This window comes from Dictyoglomus sp. SSW (assembly GCF_055181335.1).
This window is the reverse complement of the sequence record NZ_CM143705.1, coordinates 446311-464991: the sequence shown is the minus strand read 5'-3', so window position 1 is coordinate 464991 and position 18681 is coordinate 446311. Positions and strand designations below refer to the sequence as shown.

The following is an 18681-nucleotide window of genomic DNA, read 5'->3' as shown; positions in this document are numbered from 1 at the left end:
AAAGAAAGGAGGTAAAAAAATGGCAGTACAAAGTTTACCTTATAATTCCCGACTTATTCTTAGAGTACAGGTAGGAATCCAGCAAGGAAACCCCGTATTAAGAAACAGAAGCTTCAACAATGTAAAAGCAGATGTACCAGATGAGGCAGTATATACAGTAGCTCAAGCTTTGGGATCCCTTCAAAAATTTCCACTAGTTAAAGTTGTAAGAACCAATGATGAAGAGTTATCTGAAATCTAAAAATAAGGAGGTATAAAGATGGCCACTTATTCCACAAGAAAATATGTGAGAATGATATTTAGAGACAGTGGAGGAAGCAACTTTACCATAAGAATTTCTGATCCTAAGGATGACTTAACAGAATCCCAGATTTTAAGCGCTATGGACACAATAATAAATCAAAATATATTTCAAGGAAAAACAGGAGATCTGGTAGAAAAAGTTGACGCAAGAATAATAGAAACGAATATTAGCGATTACTACGACTAAAATTAAAGGGTGGAGGTAATACCTCCACCCAAAAAAAAGGAGAGTTAAATATGTTTGAAAACTTAGTAAAAAGAGTACAATTTAAATTTAGCTTCTTATATCAAACCTTTCCAAGCTATACATGCAAAATATGTGGCCAAAAGAAAAATTTTGTATTTTTTATAGATGAAAATCCTGTATGTCCAGAATGTTTACCCATATTTTTTGAAAAACATCTAATCCCATTGATTATCTCAAAAGTAATAATAGGACTTGAACATAAGGAGGACAAAAATGCCTGAAATAAATGATATTAAAATATCTAAAAACTTCTACCTTAAAGATTTTCAATGCCCATGTTGTAAAAAGGTAATAATACACCCATCTCTTCTTGATGAAATGGAAAAATTATCTGCCATGGTAAAAGGTAAAATAAAAATTACAAGTGGATATCGTTGTGAAAAACACAACAAAGAAGTAGGAGGAGTACCAAATTCAAAACATATGAAAGGACTTGCTTGTGATATCACAGCCACAGATCTACAAGAAGTATATAACATAGCAAAAAAATTAAAATTCTCCTTCGTTAAACTTGACGAAAAAAAGAAATATATCCATATGGAGGTGTAAGCCTTGGAAGATATATATCAATTAATAAGCAATCTTGGATTTCCCATAGTTGTGTCTTTAATACTTTTATTAAGAATAGAGACAAGACTTGAAAACCTAACAAAAGCTATCAATGAACTATCCCAAGCAATACTTAGCTTATCTAAAAATTAAACCATAAAATCAGCCTGGGATCAATTAAATATCTCAGGCTGATATTTTGTTACATATAAACTCAAAGAAAAATAAGATTTCTCAAAAACTCTTTAAGATCGACAAAAAATGTAACAATTAAGAGCAACACACTTTTATTGCTAGAATTGATATTTACTAACTTCTTAATGATTTTTAACCTAAAAATTTTTCATAAATAGTTCTTTACCCTATTAGAAAATATTTTAGCTTATTCTTAAAAACTATTTTTACAGTCTACCCCCGATAACCCCAAAACCCTGGAGGATCGACAGAAATGTAAATTTTCACATCAAAACCTATTTACATCTAATTTTTCTCATGCTATACTACCAACAAAATTGTAGCGTACCTATAAGGGTAGTGATTTTTAGAGAGATCTTTTTTAGCCCTTTCTACGGGTTTGTAGCGTACCTATAAGGGATTGAAACATACCCATGCCTAAAGGAGGTGTGTAAAAGTGGGCATGTTTGTAGCGTACCTATAAGGGATTGAAACTCGTGCATCCTCGAAATGCTATATTCATATTTTACTTTTTTACTGTTTGTAGCGTACCTATAAGGGATTGAAACTGTACAGATGCGCATTTTGAAGAATGGAAATGTAGTAGTTTGTAGCGTACCTATAAGGGATTGAAACACATAATTTTAATACTTTTAGTGTTGCAATATGGAAGAGTTTGTAGCGTACCTATAAGGGATTGAAACATGAACCGAGAAGTAGATCTTATAGATTTTGCGCCAGGTTTGTAGCGTACCTATAAGGGATTGAAACCCTCCTCTTAGTTGTTCTACAACTATTCTATAGCAGTTTGTAGCGTACCTATAAGGGATTGAAACACATATCACAAAGGCACTTGGATTTTAAGACTTGACAGTTTGTAGCGTACCTATAAGGGATTGAAACGCAACTCGTAATCTGACTCTGTATACCCTCGTACCCGTTTGTAGCGTACCTATAAGGGATTGAAACTCTCTCTTGCTACCGTGAATGATATCTTTCCACTCTCGTTTGTAGCGTACCTATAAGGGATTGAAACTATCCTCCTTCCCTGTAGAAATCCACACATCCCTTCAAGTTTGTAGCGTACCTATAAGGGATTGAAACTTGACAGAAACAAAAAAACAAGGAGGGATAGAAAAATGGTTTGTAGCGTACCTATAAGGGATTGAAACATACTCGCGAATATAGATATTACCTTGCACCGCGTTTGTTTGTAGCGTACCTATAAGGGATTGAAACCGCCCGGCTACATATGACGCCCCATTTCCGTATTTATGGTTTGTAGCGTACCTATAAGGGATTGAAACACCCTTTTCCGCCTGTCTGGGCGGAAAAAGGAAACGCATGTTTGTAGCGTACCTATAAGGGATTGAAACGTTCGAACTCTACAGAAATATCCCAAACTTTGTTATGTTTGTAGCGTACCTATAAGGGATTGAAACCTCCATTCCCTCCTACCTTAAACACTACTTCAAGTTGGTTTGTAGCGTACCTATAAGGGATTGAAACAACTATTTCTTAGACTTTGTAGAAGAGACATTTGATGTTTGTAGCGTACCTATAAGGGATTGAAACAAAGCTTTGAAGAGATCAGCGAGTCTATGCTCAACCGGTTTGTAGCGTACCTATAAGGGATTGAAACGTTATTTGAAGTTTACTATTCAGGCTTAAAAACAAAGTTTGTAGCGTACCTATAAGGGATTGAAACATTTGGAGCGCCTTACATACTCATCCGCCTTTTCCCAGTTTGTAGCGTACCTATAAGGGATTGAAACTCTTTTATTTTCCCGAAACTCCTTTTCGAAATCTTGGTTTGTAGCGTACCTATAAGGGATTGAAACCCCGAGACCTCCTCGGAAGACAAAGAAGTCCTGGCGTGGTTTGTAGCGTACCTATAAGGGATTGAAACACATATGAAATGTGGGTGTGATAACATATGGGTAAAAGTTTGTAGCGTACCTATAAGGGATTGAAACCGTCTATTCCTGCTTCCTCTGAAATCTCTTCTATTTGTTTGTAGCGTACCTATAAGGGATTGAAACTAAAAACTATTGTATCTTTTTGTAATTCTCTCTAAGAGGTTTGTAGCGTACCTATAAGGGATTGAAACTCTTTTTTTATGATCCCAATAATAAACTTCTTTCTTTGTTTGTAGCGTACCTATAAGGGATTGAAACTTACCCAACAGGTTAGGGAACTTGGTGCAGGAGTATGTTTGTAGCGTACCTATAAGGGATTGAAACCATTAGGAATGTTGAAAAATTCTCGAGGGGTATTCCGTTTGTAGCGTACCTATAAGGGATTGAAACCTCCATTCCCTCCTACCTTAAACACTACTTCAAGTTGGTTTGTAGCGTACCTATAAGGGATTGAAACAACTATTTCTTAGACTTTGTAGAAGAGACATTTGATGTTTGTAGCGTACCTATAAGGGATTGAAACAAAGCTTTGAAGAGATCAGCGAGTCTATGCTCAACCGGTTTGTAGCGTACCTATAAGGGATTGAAACGTTATTTGAAGTTTACTATTCAGGCTTAAAAACAAAGTTTGTAGCGTACCTATAAGGGATTGAAACATTTGGAGCGCCTTACATACTCATCCGCCTTTTCCCAGTTTGTAGCGTACCTATAAGGGATTGAAACTCTTTTATTTTCCCGAAACTCCTTTTCGAAATCTTGGTTTGTAGCGTACCTATAAGGGATTGAAACCCCGAGACCTCCTCGGAAGACAAAGAAGTCCTGGCGTGGTTTGTAGCGTACCTATAAGGGATTGAAACACATATGAAATGTGGGTGTGATAACATATGGGTAAAAGTTTGTAGCGTACCTATAAGGGATTGAAACTTCTATCCCTCCTTCAATTTTGTTTTCTGTCAATAGGTTTGTAGCGTACCTATAAGGGATTGAAACCGTCTATTCCTGCTTCCTCTGAAATCTCTTCTATTTGTTTGTAGCGTACCTATAAGGGATTGAAACTAAAAACTATTGTATCTTTTTGTAATTCTCTCTAAGAGGTTTGTAGCGTACCTATAAGGGATTGAAACATATGTCTTGTTCTCGCAAGCTCTCTTTCCAGATTTGTTTGTAGCGTACCTATAAGGGATTGAAACTTTTCCCGAAACTCCTTTTTGAAACCTGTATCCTCTTGTTTGTAGCGTACCTATAAGGGATTGAAACAAGAAATATTCTCATAAAAGAAAAGGAGGTGAAAAAGTTTGTAGCGTACCTATAAGGGATTGAAACTTTATTTTTTTTCTTTTTGCGAAAACGGAAAACACGGTTTGTAGCGTACCTATAAGGGATTGAAACTAATTCCCCGTTTTCGGGGATTGGCTCACATATGTAAGGTTTGTAGCGTACCTATAAGGGATTGAAACTTTTTCTCTCTTTCGCAAATATACATATTCGAATTTGTTTGTAGCGTACCTATAAGGGATTGAAACAAATTTGAAAAAGGGAGGTTTTTAAAAATGAAAAGAGTTTGTAGCGTACCTATAAGGGATTGAAACTGCGTTTCTTCCCAGTCTTGCAGAAAAGCTTCCCAGTTTGTAGCGTACCTATAAGGGATTGAAACTCACACAAGAAGATTGTGTGATGAGATGGGATTGGGTTTGTAGCGTACCTATAAGGGATTGAAACTAATTTGGCTTTTAGGGTTGATAGAAAGTCCCTTCTTGTTTGTAGCGTACCTATAAGGGATTGAAACTGTACAGATCCCTTATGTCCATGTACAGTTTTGGTGAGTTTGTAGCGTACCTATAAGGGATTGAAACTACCTATCCTCTCCTATGATAGAAACAACAAACCTGTTTGTAGCGTACCTATAAGGGATTGAAACTATGTCAACTACCTACAAAAAAAGATGTTTCCTATAGTTTGTAGCGTACCTATAAGGGATTGAAACTGCGACCAGTGCTGGGAGTGGGAGAACTGCAAAGATGTTTGTAGCGTACCTATAAGGGATTGAAACTTTGCTAGCCAAATAGGACCTAAATAAGTCTTCCCGCGTTTGTAGCGTACCTATAAGGGATTGAAACAAATCTCTCTCTTCCTCATTTCAAAAACCTCCTTATTGGTTTGTAGCGTACCTATAAGGGATTGAAACTCCTGCTGGGATTTGGGAGACCTCTGCGGCCTCCCAAGGTTTGTAGCGTACCTATAAGGGATTGAAACACCCAGTCGTACTTTGAGCTCCATTTTTGTAGTTGTCGTTTGTAGCGTACCTATAAGGGATTGAAACCACTGTGCTCTTCAGAAAGATCTCCTGCTTCATCCCGTTTGTAGCGTACCTATAAGGGATTGAAACATACCACATATTTTGTGCCTTCCTTACCGCAATTCCAGTTTGTAGCGTACCTATAAGGGATTGAAACCGCAAAGATTATAAAAGTAGTATTAAAAATATATAATAAACTGAATTGTGAAGAAGGTTAAAAAAGTACCGAGAAGAGACCAAAGAAGAATTTAAGCTTCGCTTTATGGGCAGTATTTCCATATGATAGCTTGTTAAAATATTGAAGAGGAAATCAAGAGAATTAAAATAGAAGGTAAGAAAAAGAAACACAGAATGAAAATTAATGATTGATTAGAAAATGAGGAGAAAAAGAATAATAAAAATATTGCATTTAAAAATAGTTATAAGTTATTATTATTATTAAAAAAGTTGTGGAGGTGTACTTCATGGATAAACCTTTAGTAGGAATTATTATGGGAAGTGATAGTGATCTTCCTGTAGTTAGAGAGACTGCTGAGATCTTAGAAAAATTTGGAATACCTTTCGAAATAACTATACTTTCTGCACATAGAACTCCAGAAAGAGCTTTTCAATATGCAAAAGAAGCAGAAAAAAGAGGTATAGAAGTAATAATTGCTGCTGCAGGAGGTGCAGCTCATCTCCCAGGAGTTATTGCTGCCCTTACTCCTCTACCCGTAATTGGTATTCCTATAAAGACCTCATCTTTGAATGGTTTAGATTCTCTTTTATCTATAGTACAGATGCCTTCTGGAATTCCTGTAGCCACTGTTGCCATAAATGGAGCAAAGAACGCAGGGATTTTAGCAATTGAGATATTAGGAGTGAAATATCCAGAATTAAGAGAAAAAATGAAAGAATACAAAGAAAAAATGAAAGAAGAAGTAGAGAATAAAGCAAAAGAATTAGAAAGTTTAGGATATAAAAAGTATTTAGAGAAGAATAATTAAACATGCTAAATAAAATAAAAGATCTATTTAGAAATCACAAACCCAGTCTGGGTGCTTTAGAGATATTAAAATACATTGGACCAGGCTTTCTTGTAACAGTAGGTTTTATTGATCCTGGAAACTGGGCTTCTAATATGTCAGCAGGTTCTCAATTTGGATATACTTTACTTTGGATGGTAACCCTCTCTACCATCATGCTCATATTTCTACAACACAATGCAGCTCACCTTGGGATTGCTACTGGTCTATGTCTTTCTGAATCAGTAGCCAAATACTTTTCAAAGAAAACAAGTTATTTCATACTTATTACAGCAATGCTTGCCTCTATATCCACCGCTCTTGCAGAAATCTTAGGGGCAGCAATAGGCCTCAATATGCTTTTCAATCTTCCAATCAATATAGGTGCAACCCTTACGACACTCCTTGTAATATATATGTTGATATCAAATAATTATAGAAAACTTGAGAAATATATTATAGGATTTGTATCGCTTATAGGTCTTTCTTTCTTATTCGAATTATCATTAGTAAAAATTAATTGGAAAAGTGCAGTTATAGGTTGGACGGTACCTTCCTTTCCTCCTAATTCTATCCCCATAATTATGAGTGTTATGGGGGCTGTAGTTATGCCTCATAACTTATTCTTACATTCGGAAATAATTCAAAGTAGACAGTGGAACTTAGAAGAAGAAAATATAATAAAAAAGCAATTAAAATATGAATACCTTGATACCATATTAGCTATGATTGTAGGATGGGCTATAAATAGCTCTATGATTCTTATTGCAGCAGAAACCTTTTATAAGAATAACACCATAATTACAGAACTTCCCCAAGCCTACATAACCTTAAAACCTCTCCTTGGAAATTTAGCTTCTACGATTTTTGCAGTAGCTCTTTTATTTTCCGGATTCTCATCCTCCATAACAGCAGCTATGGCGGGTGGAAGTATATGGGCCGGAATATCCCATGAGCCTTTTGATCTAAAAGATAATCATACTCGTATAGGAATATCCATAACCCTCATAGGTGCTTTACTTATACTTTTCTTCATATCTGATCCATTCCAAGGACTTATATGGAGCCAAATAATGCTAAGTATTCAACTTCCCTTTACCATCTTTCCCCTTATAAAATTGACCTCATCAAGAAATGTGATGGGTAAATTTGCGAATTCTAAGTGGGATAATGCAATACTCATTTTAATCGGTACAATAGTTACAATTTTGAACCTTATTTTACTTCTTAGCTTGATTGGTATTAACTTATTTTAATAATTAATGACAAAAAAGGATTTAAAGTTAACAATAGAGCCCGTCCCAGAAAGTGCTTGGGGAGAAAATCTTAGAAAATATCTACCTAAGGAAGTATGGGATAGAATAAGAAAAGAAGTATTTAGAAGGGCAAATTACAAGTGTAGCATATGTGGTAAAAGAGGTAAACTCCACTGTCACGAAGTATGGGAATATGATGACCAGAATCATATCTTAAAGTTAAAGGGATTTATGGCTCTTTGTGAAAATTGTCATCTGATAAAACATTGGGGAATGGCCACTATACTTGCAAGCGAAGGTAAAATAAAACTGGAAGATCTTATAAATCATTTTATGGAAGTAAATAATTGTAATAGAACAACTTTTGAAGAACATAAAAAAGAAGCAATTCAAAAATTTAATGAGAGATCAAGATATGAATGGATCATAGATATAAGCATATTAAAATCGAAAGATTAATAAAAATATGGATAAAGAGAGAATAAGAAAAATTAACAATAAAGATATAAATAAAAATGGTAAATTTGTCTTATATTATATGTCATTAAGTCAAAGAGAAGACCAAAATCACAGTTTAGAATTTTCAGTATATATTTCTAATCAACTGAAAAAGCCTTTAGTTGTATATTTTCCGATTTCTGACATGTATAAGTTTTCCAATATTAGATATTACAGATTTATGTTAGAAGGTATATTAAAGACAAAGAAAAATATAGAAGAAAGAGGCATTCAATTTATCATTGAAAAGATTAGCCCCCCTTACAAGAAAGTAATAAATAGCTCCCAGAATTATGTGGCTGTCATATTAGATAAAGGATATTTAAGGCATCCTCGAAAAATAAATAAAGAGATAGCAGACAATTCTGAAGTCTCAGTATTTGAAATAGAAAGTGATGTAATTGTACCTATTGAAATTGCCTCTTCAAAACAAGAAACCTATGCTTCGACTATAAGGCCTAAGATTTTTAATTTATTAAATATATATCTCAAACCCTTAGAAAAGTTAACACCAAAAGTTAAATCATATGGATATGATTTTGGCTTTAATCCTTTATCAATTCAAAATGTAGATGAAATATTAAAGATATTATCTATTGACAATTCAGTATCAACAGTTGAGAAATATTTTAAGAGCGGAAGCGATGAAGCAGAAAAAAGGTTGAAAGATTTCATAGAAAACAAACTATATAAATATAAAGAATTAAGATCTAATCCCGCATATGATTATCAATCAAATCTAAGTCCATATTTACATTTTGGACAGATATCTCCCATTAAAATTGTCCTTGAAGTTCTTAAAAATTATGATTTTAATGACGAAAATGTCCAAAGCTTTTTTAATGAATTAATTATCTGGAGAGAGCTTGCAAGAAATTTCTGTTACTACAATCCTTTTTATAACCAATATCAAGGCATTCCAGAATGGGCTAAATATACCTTGGAGCAACATCTCTCTGATAAAAGAGATTATATCTATAATTTGGAAGACTTGGAGAAAGCAAAAACCCACGATATATATTGGAATACAGCGCAAAAAGAATTATTGAAAACAGGAAAAATGCATGGCTATATGAGAATGTATTGGGCCAAAAAAGTTATCGAATGGACCTTACATCCCAAGCGAGCCTTTGATTTCATTTGTTATTTAAATGATAAATATTCCTTAGATGGTAGAGATCCTAATGGATATTCAGGTATATCTTGGTGTCTTGGATCCCATGATAGACCTTTTCAAGAAAGAAAAATCTTTGGAAAGGTCAGATATATGAGCAAAAGGGGATTAGAAGAAAAATTCGACATAAAAAAATACATAGAAAGAGTAAATAATATTTAAATTCCCTTATATTTAATAACCCACTTCATCTTTTATTGTCTTTAAATGTTCCATAGCAGACTTTTCCCAAGAAAAGTTTCTTACTCTTTCGTATCCTTTCCTTTTTATTTCCTCTCTTAAATTCTGATCTTTTAAAACCCTAATAATTCCTTCTGCTATATCTTCTACATCATAAGGATTCACATAATATACCGCATCACCACAAACTTCTAACAATGGAGGAATCTTAGAAACCACAGAAGGACATCCACAAGCCATAGCCTCAAGAGGCGGTAGCCCAAATCCTTCATAAAAAGATGGAAAAACAAAAAGATCAGCAAGATTATACAAAATAGGAAGATCTTCATTGTCTACATATCCAGTAAAAATTACCTTATCCTTGAGATATTTATTATTTAATATTTTGAAAATCTCTTTATCTCCTTTTATAAAACCCTCTTTTTTACCCGTAATTACCAAAAATATATCCCTTTCATCTCTTATAATCCTTTCAAAAGCTCTCAATAATCCTTTTAGATTCTTATGAGGTTTTACATTTCCCACAAAAAATAGAAATTTATCAGGTAGATTATACTTATTCTTTATCTTTATTTTTTCCTCATTAGGACATACTTTAAATCTCTTTGTATCTATCCCATTATATATTACCTTTATCTTTTCTCCTTTTACCTTTGTATATTTTAATATCTCAGATTTTGAGAATTGAGACACTGTAATTATCAAATCTGAAAATCTGACTGCGGAGTTTATAAGAAGCTTAGCATAATTTCTTTCAAAAAGATTATATAAATCCTTAAAAACTAAATGAAAAACATCATGTACAGTAACAATTCTTTTTTTCGTCCTTACAGGAAATATAGGTACATTAAAATGGGGGGACCAAAAAACATCAACATCTTTCACTTTTAAAATATACTCTACTTGCTCCCAAGGAAAATATATAGAAGATTTCATGGGAATTACAGTTACATCAGAAATATCAATATATTTATTTATTTTTTCTTTGTCTCCTAAAAGATATAAAATTAGGTTTTCCTTCAAAAAAGGAATCAGGTTTTGAAGATATGTACCTATACCTGAAGAATCAATCATTCTTGCATCAATAAGAATTTTAAGCATCTCTATAATCTTTCTCTAATATAGCCCTAATTATCAATTTCAATCTATCTATTTGTCTTCTTCTAATTCTATTTAAAATAATGCCAATAAAACTTAAATAAACTAAGGGTAGATACAACGGATAAAATTTCTTGGTAAAGAGAATTCTATTTCTAATACCATAAAAATCAGATAATTTACTCTTTTTAAGCCCCTTCGAATCTGAGCCAATACTTCCTCCCTCTTTATGATATACTTTACTCTTCCAACAATATATTATTTCATATCCCTTTCTTTTTGCCCTCTCTGACCAATCCAGATCTTCAAAATATAAAAAATATTGTTCGTCCATTAAACCTACGTCTTCCAAAAACTCCTTAGTAACAAACATACTTGCACCTATGACATAATCAATCTTGATTCCATCTCTGTCATATTGGCCTTTATCTTCTTCAAAACCACCTATATGTTTTGTTAATGCAAAAAACTTATTATATTTTCCACCTATTCCCTGAAGTATGTTAGGATTATAGTAATAGAGAAGTTTAGATCCAATAATCCCTATTTTCTTTCCACTATTCTTATATTTTTCAGCACACTCTACCAGATATCTTAAAGAGTCATTATCTACAATAATATCATTATTTAATATCCATATATAAGAAAAATCTCTTTTTTCTAAGGCATATTTAATACCTCTGTTTACACCATTAGCATATCCCAAATTCTTTTCAACCTTAATATACACTAAAGGATAAAGAAAAGAATCTAATCTAAACTCTTTAATTTCATCATTAACTACATATTCCTCAATTAATCTAATGTTCTTACTTTTCAGCCAATCTTTTATAGGATTCTCTAAATTTGACTGTGGATTGTTATTAACAATAATCAATTGAAAATTTGGATAAGAAATATATAAAAAACTCTCAATAAACTTTAGAGTATCATCAATCCCAGAGTAATAAACGACATTCACATAAACTTTATCATTATAGTTCATAACTTACCAATCCTTTCCACTTTTTAATAAAATCCCCTAAAACTATTTCCTTTTTAAAATTTTTACCTAACTCTTTAGCTTTAGAAGATAAAATAATCTTTTCACCCTTAGGCAAGTAGAAATATTCTATAATTTTTTTAGCAACTTTTTCTGAATCCAAAGGCAAAATAAAATCTTCTCTTAATTCTCTTATTATTTCCTTTGTGCCAGTATATTCTGAAATTATACATGGAATTCCCCCCAGTAGAGCTTCTAGATTACTGACAGGAAAAGTATCTCCTCTTCCTAAATGTACATAAAGAGATGTTTTTTGTATGTATTCATAAATATCAGAAAAACCCACAAAATTTACTCCTTCACAACTGAATTTATCTCTTATCTTATTATCCCAATTACCTAAGATAAAAAGCTGAGAATCTTTAAACTCTCTTTTTGCAATTTTAAAAGCCTCTACTAACAGATCCAAACCTTTATAGAAGTAATCTGGACCATTTCCTATGAATAGTATATTATGATTAAATTCATTTTTAATAGGAATGTTCAAAAGATATTTATATCTTTCTTCATTAATAAAAGGATATACAACTATATATTTAGCATTAGGGTAGATTTCCTTTAAAATATCTTTTTCCATGCTACCTATACATATAAACAAATCTACCTTAGGTATTGCTAATAGATGCAAAAACCTTTCTAAAAAATTCATTCTTTTTATTTTTATATAAAATAATTTAGGGTCTGCTGAAATATTAATAATAGTCTTCTTAAATCTTTTGATAGAAAGAAGCTTAAATAATGAAGGTATTAAAAAAGTTCCTTCACATAATAAAATATCATCTGATGATGAATTAAGAGTATAATTCAAATATGAAAAGATTCTTTTAAGAGTACTATTTTTATTACTTAATATATCTAAATCTACAGCACCTACAACATCAGCCAAACCTTTATGGAAAGAATGTGGAGCATAAAATAAAAAATAAATGTTCCTGTATCTACTCATACTTCTTTAAATAAAAAAAGGAATAATCTCCATATACCTTATTATTTCTCTCTCCCTAACTTTTCTTTTACTCTGTATTACTACTCTTTGCCTTATAGTATCTCTAAACTCTCTTATATTCCAAACTAATGCCCTTATATAAGATTTAAAATATCCAGAATTAAAAGAAGAAGCCGTCTTGAAAGAAACAGTAAGAAATTTGATTAATACATTTAAAGATAAAAACATAATAATATTAATTAATGAATAATTTTTAATTAAAACTCTAAGTTTATTTCTATAGTCCAAATAAAATGTATCGAGATTAAATTTTTTAGTAGTCTGTGATCCCTTATGATAACATATTGCGTCTAAACAAACTTTAATATCATATCCTAATAACCTTGCTTGCCAAGATAGATCTGCATCTTCAAAGTATGCATATAATTTTTCATCAAACAATTTTCCATCCTTATCAATCCCTAAAATTAAATCTTTGCTTATTAGAAGACATGCACCACTTAAATAAAAAAGTTTACTCCTTTTTAAGTTTTTTATAGGTCTTGTATTACCTATAACATCACAAGAAAAACCCAAATTATCTATCGAAAGATCATAGTAATTATAAATTTTGGGTTGAATTAAACCCACATCCTTTCCTGCTATCTTTATCAAATTTGTCAAAAGATTCCTATCTACAACCACATCATTACTAATTATTAGAATATAGTCTGGATCTAACTTTCTAATTGCAAATTGAATACCTATGTTATTTCCTTTATCAAAACCATAATTTTCTTTGGTTTTTATTAAAAATAGTCTTTTGTTATATAAATCTAAAGCAACAATTTCCTCTAAGTCCTTTATATCTATGTTTTCTTCTTCAGAAAACTCTAAGATTTTAATAGGTTTATTATCAAAATTGTAATGAAAATAATTTGAATTAACCTTTATTTTACCCTCACAATACTCTTTTATTCTCTCCACAGAATCATCAAAAGATCCATTATCTACTAATATAACATCATAATTATCGTAATTTAACTGGAAAAGAGATTCTAAGCATTCAACAGCATCTCTCCAACCATTCCAGTTAAGTAAGACAATAGAGATTTTAGGCTGATCTTGAATACTGTTTTTTATATTTTTATACATTACCCCTTTTATTAATAAATTCCTTAAACTTTTCTATTATATATTCTATATGCTCCCTATTTATGCCTGGCCAAACTCCTATCCAAAATGTATCCTGCATAATTTTATCTGTATTCTTCAATTCTCCTACAACCCTGTATTTAATTTCGTTATATACAAAGGCTGGCTGTCGTAAAATATTTCCTGCAAAAAGTAATCTTGTTTCTACACCACTTCCTTCTAAAAACTCCAATAATTCTTTCCTTTTAAACGGGGCATTATCTTTTATAGTTAATATAAAACCAAACCAACTTGGTTCTGCATGATCAAGCCATTGAGGAAGTATAAAATATTCATCTAATTTCTCCTTTTTAAATCCTTCATATAACATATTAAAATTCTCTTTTCTTTTTTCAATAAAATAAGGAAGTTTCTTTAATTGGGATAATCCTAATGCTGCTTGAAAATCCGTTGCTTTTAAATTATAACCTAAATGAGAATATATATATTTATGATCATATCCCAAAGGAAGATCACCAAGTTTCCAGCTAAATCTTTTTCCACATGTATTATCTTTTCCAGGTGGGCACCAACAATCTCTCCCCCAATCTCTATAGGACAATATTATTCTGTATAAATTAGGATCATCTGTTAAAACTGCACCTCCTTCCCCCATTGTTATATGATGGGCAGGATAAAAACTTACTGTCGCTATATCTCCAAATGTTCCAGTATACTTTCCTCTATACTTTGATCCTAAAGAATCACAATTATCCTCTATAATCCATAAATCGTACTTATCTGCTATTTCTTTAACTCTATCCAAGTTAAAAGGATTACCTAAGGTATGAGCCAAAAATATGGCTTTCGTCCTATCCGTAATTGCATTTTCTAACTGTTTAATATTTACATTATAGGTTCCTAAATCTACGTCTAAAAATACAGGTATAAGATTATTTTGTACAATTGGAGAAATAGTAGTTGGGAAACCTGCTGCAACTGTAATAACCTCATCTCCTGGCTTTAATCTCCTATCTCCTAATTTATAAGAAGTAAGGGCAGATATGGCTATTAAATTAGCAGATGATCCCGAATTCACTAAAGCACAATATTTTCTTCCTAAAAATTTAGGAAATTCTTTTTCAAATTCATCAGCAAATCTTCCTGCTGTTAACCACAGATCTAAGGAAGCATCTATAAGATTGTCCAAATCATCTTCATCTAGTACTTTACCCGACGGGGGAATTGTTTTGAGTATCTTATTTTTGTGAAAATTAGAGAAATATATATTTCCCGCATATTTTACAAATTCTCGCAAAATCCTATCAAGGCATTCTTTTTTGACCCTACCTATTTTTTTACATGACTTTTGAGGTACACTATAAAGTCTATATAGCCTCATCCAAAAATCCCCTGGTAAACTACTCTCTTCTATTTCCTCTTGCCTTATACATATCCCACCAATATTCTCGCCAATAGTTATTAAAGCCCCCAAAACATTATTTTCTTTGTTATCTATAACAAATAAATAATTTCCTTGACTATTTGTCTCTTCTAATGGAAGATTACAAAAACAAATATCTCCAGCTTCCAAAGTACAATCTCCTCCTTTACTCTCCTTTTTCCTGCCTCTTTCTTATATAGTTCTGTATTTCCATAAGAGAATATGCATACATATCCTGGGAATACCCATCATAATATCTTTTATACCAATTTACCGTCCTTTTTAATGCTTCATTTATGTCATACACAGGATACCAATTCAACAAAAAGTGGGCCTTACTACAATCAAGTTTTAAAAGCGTAGCCTCATGAAAATCATCTTCCTTTTCCAAAATCTCATATTCCCCTTCCCCCCAATATTCTATTACCTTTTTCGTAACCTCCTCTACTGTTAAAATATCTGTATCTGAAGGTCCAAAATTCCATGCTCCACTAAACTTTTCTCTGTTTTCTAACATTTTAACACCTAAAAGAAGATATCCATAAAGAGGTTCTAAAACATATTGCCATGGTCTTATTGCCTTTGGTTTCCTAATCTTTATAGCTTCTCCTTTTGACAATGCCCTTATACAGTCTGGAATTAGTCTATCTTCTTGCCAATCTCCTCCCCCTATAACATTACCTGCTCTAACGGAAGATAAAGCAATTCCTAAATTATCCATAAAACTTCTCTTATAAACTGATACAATTAGTTCAACGCATCCTTTACTTGAACTATAAGGATCATATCCACCCATAGGATCAATTTCTCTGTATCCATAAAACCACTCTTTATTTTCATAACATTTATCACTTGTTACAATAATTGCAACTTTTACACTATCAGTATCTCTAACAGCCTCCAATAAATTAACTGTACCCATAACATTTACTTCATAAGTATAACGAGGAGCTATATAAGAATACCTTACTAAAGGTTGGGCAGCTAAGTGAAAAACTATATCTGGCTTATATTTTCTAAATACTTTTCTAAGACTTTCTTCATCTCTTATGTCACCTACAATATGAATTATTCTTTCTTTTAAATTTAAAATCTCAAATAGTGAGGGATTAGTAGGGGGTTCTAAGGAATAACCTATTACCTCAGCACCTAATTCACTTAGCCATAGTGTAAGCCAAGACCCTTTAAACCCAGTATGTCCTGTCACTAATACTTTTCTGCCTCTATAGTTTTGAAAAATATTAGCCATGTTTCAATGACCAATCATAAGGTATTTTATCTGTAAAAGGATCTAACCTTATTATTTCTTCTGGATCATGGGGTATAGAGGCACAATTTGCAACTATAGCAGTTTTAGTACCTATTCCTTTAAAACCATTCCATATCATAGGAGGAATTTTTACTAATAAATAATTTTCTTCTCCCATAAATATCTCCATCAAATTACCTCTTGTTGGGGAATCTTCTCTATCATCATATAAAACAAGTTTTATCATCCCTTGAATCACAGCATAATTCAATATCATCTTCTTATGAAGGTGCCAACCTTTTATAACCCCAGGATATACTAAAGAAAAGTATATCTCTCCAAAATTTTCAAAAATAGGGTCATCAGCCCTTAACATGTGATATATTACTCCTCTTTCATCCGGAATCTTAGTTAACTGTTTTATATATACTCCTTGGATGTAATTACCTTTTACTCCTTTAATTTTTAAAAAGTCCTTATCTCCAAAATCCATTTTTTTCACCTTCCCATACTATAACATTCAAAAGTTTCTTCTAATCCCTTTTCTAAATCGTATTTAGGTATCCACTTCAAAAAATTTATAGTACTTGATATATCTGCTTTACTATAAAAAACCTCATTATTTGAATAAGGTATTTTTCCCCAATTAACTTTTATCTTTTTACCAGAAATCTTTTCCAGCAGACGTATTAATTCACGTAAAGTATGCGTAATTCCTGTTCCTATATCAAAACTTTGATATATACCTTTCATGTTAATAATATAGTTCATAGCTTTTATATATGCCTCAACAATATCTTTAACATAAATAAAATCTAAGGATTGAAAGCCCTCTGTCATGTCTATTTCCTCATCATTAATTACCTTTTTTATTAAGTAAGGTATCAACTTATTAGGATTATCTTTATAACCATAAGGAGAAAAGATCCTCAAAGTAATAGCTTTAATACCATAATTAAAAGCATAAAATTTTAAAATTTCTTCAAAAGCCAGCTTAGTGGAAGCATATAAATTAAAAGGATACGATATATTCTGAAAACCATAACTATAAACTTTTTCAAAAAATGTACCAGTATTTATAAAATACCTAACCCCTATGGAAGCCATACTTTCTAATATTTTAGTGGGAAATCCTATATTTGATTCCAGCATAAAAGGTAAATCACTATAGTTGTGATATTTCCTATAGTATGTTGCTAAGTGAATTACCACATCAGGTTTTATATCTTTTACTATTTCCATTATATCTTCTTTATCTATATCAAAAGCCCTTATTTTACTTATATACTCCTTTATTCTCCATATATCTGATGTGCTTCTCTTTAATATAAATATTTCATGTATATTGTTTTTTATTAAATTTTCTACCAAATGAGATCCTATAAAACCTGTGGCACCTGTAATTAAAACCTTCATTCAGTCCACACCTTCCATGGAGGATTACCACTATTCCAAAGTTCCTCTAACTCTCTTTTATCCCTTAGTGTATCCATAGGCTTCCAGAATCCATAATGCTTATACGCTACAAGCTGTCCATCTCTTGCCAATTTTACCAAAGATTCTCTCTCCCAAATAGTATCATCACTATATATATACTCAAAAATTTCAGGTTCTAAAACAAAAAAACCACCATTTATCCAAGCTTTATCTCCTTTTGGTTTTTCTTCAAAACTTATCACAAGATTTTCATCACTGATATCTAAAGCCCCAAATCTACCCGAAGGTTGTACTGCAGTAACAGTAGCATATTTACCATGCTTTCTGTGAAAATCCAAAAGTTCTCTTAAGTTAATATCCCCAACCCCATCACCATATGTAGCCATAAACGTTTCATTTCCTATATACTTTTGTACTCTTTTTATCCTTCCTCCTGTCTGTGTATTTAATCCCGTATCAACAAGAGTTACTCTCCAAGGTTCACAATAGTTATTATGTACTTCTATTGTATTTTCCTTTAGAGAAATAGTAATATCACTATTGTGGATAAAGTAATTTGCAAAATATTCCTTAATCATATATCCCTTATATCCAAGACAGATTATAAAATCATTAAATCCGTAAGCGGAATATATTTTCATAATATGCCAAAGTATAGGTTTACCACCTATTTCAACCATAGGTTTTGGCCTTAAATCTGTTTCCTCACTTAACCTTGTCCCAAAACCCCCAGCTAAAATCACTACTTTCAC

The 18681-nt window shown here is 32.0% G+C and carries 18 protein-coding genes and 1 CRISPR repeat array; of the genes, 9 read left to right on the top strand and 9 right to left on the bottom strand.

Annotated features, from left to right (window positions below; all coding sequences use genetic code 11):
* Window positions 1-19: 19 nt before the first annotated feature.
* The 9 genes from ACY3JM_RS02115 (at window position 20) to ACY3JM_RS02075 (ending at window position 9582) form a co-directional block, all read left to right on the top strand.
* Window positions 20-241, top strand: a complete 222-nt coding sequence (locus ACY3JM_RS02115; protein ID WP_463083142.1) for a DUF1659 domain-containing protein — start codon at window positions 20-22, stop codon at window positions 239-241.
* Window positions 242-259: 18 nt separating this feature from the next.
* Complete coding sequence (locus ACY3JM_RS02110) at window positions 260-490, top strand: DUF2922 domain-containing protein (protein ID WP_463083141.1); 231 nt, start codon at window positions 260-262, stop codon at window positions 488-490.
* A gap of 50 nt (window positions 491-540) precedes the next feature.
* A complete protein-coding gene (locus ACY3JM_RS02105) occupies window positions 541-771 on the top strand; it encodes a hypothetical protein (protein ID WP_463083140.1) in 231 nt (76 codons plus the stop codon).
* The gene (locus ACY3JM_RS02100) at window positions 764-1099 is read left to right on the top strand and encodes a YcbK family protein (protein WP_463111582.1); all 336 of its coding nucleotides are present in this window, start codon (window positions 764-766) and stop codon (window positions 1097-1099) included. Before ACY3JM_RS02105 ends, ACY3JM_RS02100 begins: the two co-directional genes overlap by 8 nt.
* A 3-nt stretch (window positions 1100-1102) precedes the next feature.
* Window positions 1103-1252 (top strand): YvrJ family protein, encoded by a 150-nt coding sequence (locus ACY3JM_RS02095; protein WP_148805627.1) that lies wholly within the window; start codon window positions 1103-1105, stop codon window positions 1250-1252.
* Between the two features lie 419 nt (window positions 1253-1671).
* A CRISPR array of direct repeats spans window positions 1672-5645; the repeat unit is 30 nt; unit sequence GTTTGTAGCGTACCTATAAGGGATTGAAAC.
* A gap of 307 nt (window positions 5646-5952) precedes the next feature.
* On the top strand, window positions 5953-6474 hold the full coding sequence (gene purE, locus ACY3JM_RS02090) for a 5-(carboxyamino)imidazole ribonucleotide mutase (RefSeq protein ID WP_463083138.1): 522 nt from the start codon (window positions 5953-5955) through the stop codon (window positions 6472-6474).
* 2 nt (window positions 6475-6476) lie between these two features.
* Window positions 6477-7748 (top strand): Nramp family divalent metal transporter, encoded by a 1272-nt coding sequence (locus ACY3JM_RS02085; protein ID WP_463083137.1) that lies wholly within the window; start codon window positions 6477-6479, stop codon window positions 7746-7748.
* A gap of 6 nt (window positions 7749-7754) precedes the next feature.
* Window positions 7755-8207, top strand: a complete 453-nt coding sequence (locus ACY3JM_RS02080) for an HNH endonuclease (protein WP_463083136.1) — start codon at window positions 7755-7757, stop codon at window positions 8205-8207.
* A 7-nt stretch (window positions 8208-8214) separates the two neighbouring features.
* A complete protein-coding gene (locus ACY3JM_RS02075) occupies window positions 8215-9582 on the top strand; it encodes a deoxyribodipyrimidine photo-lyase (RefSeq protein WP_463111581.1) in 1368 nt (455 codons plus the stop codon).
* A gap of 12 nt (window positions 9583-9594) precedes the next feature.
* Here ACY3JM_RS02075 and ACY3JM_RS02070 read toward each other — a convergent pair whose 3' ends face one another.
* The 9 genes from ACY3JM_RS02070 to rfbF form a co-directional block, all read right to left on the bottom strand.
* Window positions 9595-10701 (bottom strand): glycosyltransferase family 4 protein, encoded by a 1107-nt coding sequence (locus ACY3JM_RS02070; RefSeq protein WP_463083134.1) that lies wholly within the window; start codon window positions 10699-10701, stop codon window positions 9595-9597.
* Window positions 10694-11683: a glycosyltransferase family 2 protein gene (locus ACY3JM_RS02065; RefSeq protein ID WP_463111580.1), complete on the bottom strand. Its 990-nt coding sequence runs from the start codon at window positions 11681-11683 to the stop codon at window positions 10694-10696. The genes ACY3JM_RS02070 and ACY3JM_RS02065 overlap by 8 nt, the downstream gene beginning before the upstream one ends.
* Window positions 11673-12686, bottom strand: coding sequence for a glycosyltransferase family 4 protein (locus ACY3JM_RS02060; protein WP_463111579.1), 1014 nt, complete (start codon window positions 12684-12686; stop codon window positions 11673-11675). The genes ACY3JM_RS02065 and ACY3JM_RS02060 overlap by 11 nt, the downstream gene beginning before the upstream one ends.
* Window positions 12687-12692: 6 nt before the next feature.
* Window positions 12693-13820: a glycosyltransferase family 2 protein gene (locus ACY3JM_RS02055; RefSeq protein ID WP_463111578.1), complete on the bottom strand. Its 1128-nt coding sequence runs from the start codon at window positions 13818-13820 to the stop codon at window positions 12693-12695.
* On the bottom strand, window positions 13813-15201 hold the full coding sequence (rfbH, locus tag ACY3JM_RS02050; RefSeq protein WP_463111793.1) for a lipopolysaccharide biosynthesis protein RfbH: 1389 nt from the start codon (window positions 15199-15201) through the stop codon (window positions 13813-13815). Before rfbH ends, ACY3JM_RS02055 begins: the two co-directional genes overlap by 8 nt.
* Window positions 15202-15409: 208 nt before the next feature.
* A complete protein-coding gene (gene rfbG, locus ACY3JM_RS02045) occupies window positions 15410-16492 on the bottom strand; it encodes a CDP-glucose 4,6-dehydratase (RefSeq protein ID WP_463111577.1) in 1083 nt (360 codons plus the stop codon).
* Window positions 16485-16985 carry a dTDP-4-dehydrorhamnose 3,5-epimerase family protein gene (locus tag ACY3JM_RS02040; RefSeq protein WP_463111576.1) on the bottom strand — a complete coding sequence of 167 codons (501 nt, stop codon included), beginning with the start codon at window positions 16983-16985 and terminating at the stop codon, window positions 16485-16487. The genes rfbG and ACY3JM_RS02040 overlap by 8 nt, the downstream gene beginning before the upstream one ends.
* Before the next feature lie 5 nt (window positions 16986-16990).
* Window positions 16991-17908, bottom strand: a complete 918-nt coding sequence (locus tag ACY3JM_RS02035) for an NAD-dependent epimerase/dehydratase family protein (protein WP_463111575.1) — start codon at window positions 17906-17908, stop codon at window positions 16991-16993.
* Window positions 17905-18681: a glucose-1-phosphate cytidylyltransferase gene (gene rfbF, locus ACY3JM_RS02030; RefSeq protein ID WP_463111574.1), complete on the bottom strand. Its 777-nt coding sequence runs from the start codon at window positions 18679-18681 to the stop codon at window positions 17905-17907. Before rfbF ends, ACY3JM_RS02035 begins: the two co-directional genes overlap by 4 nt.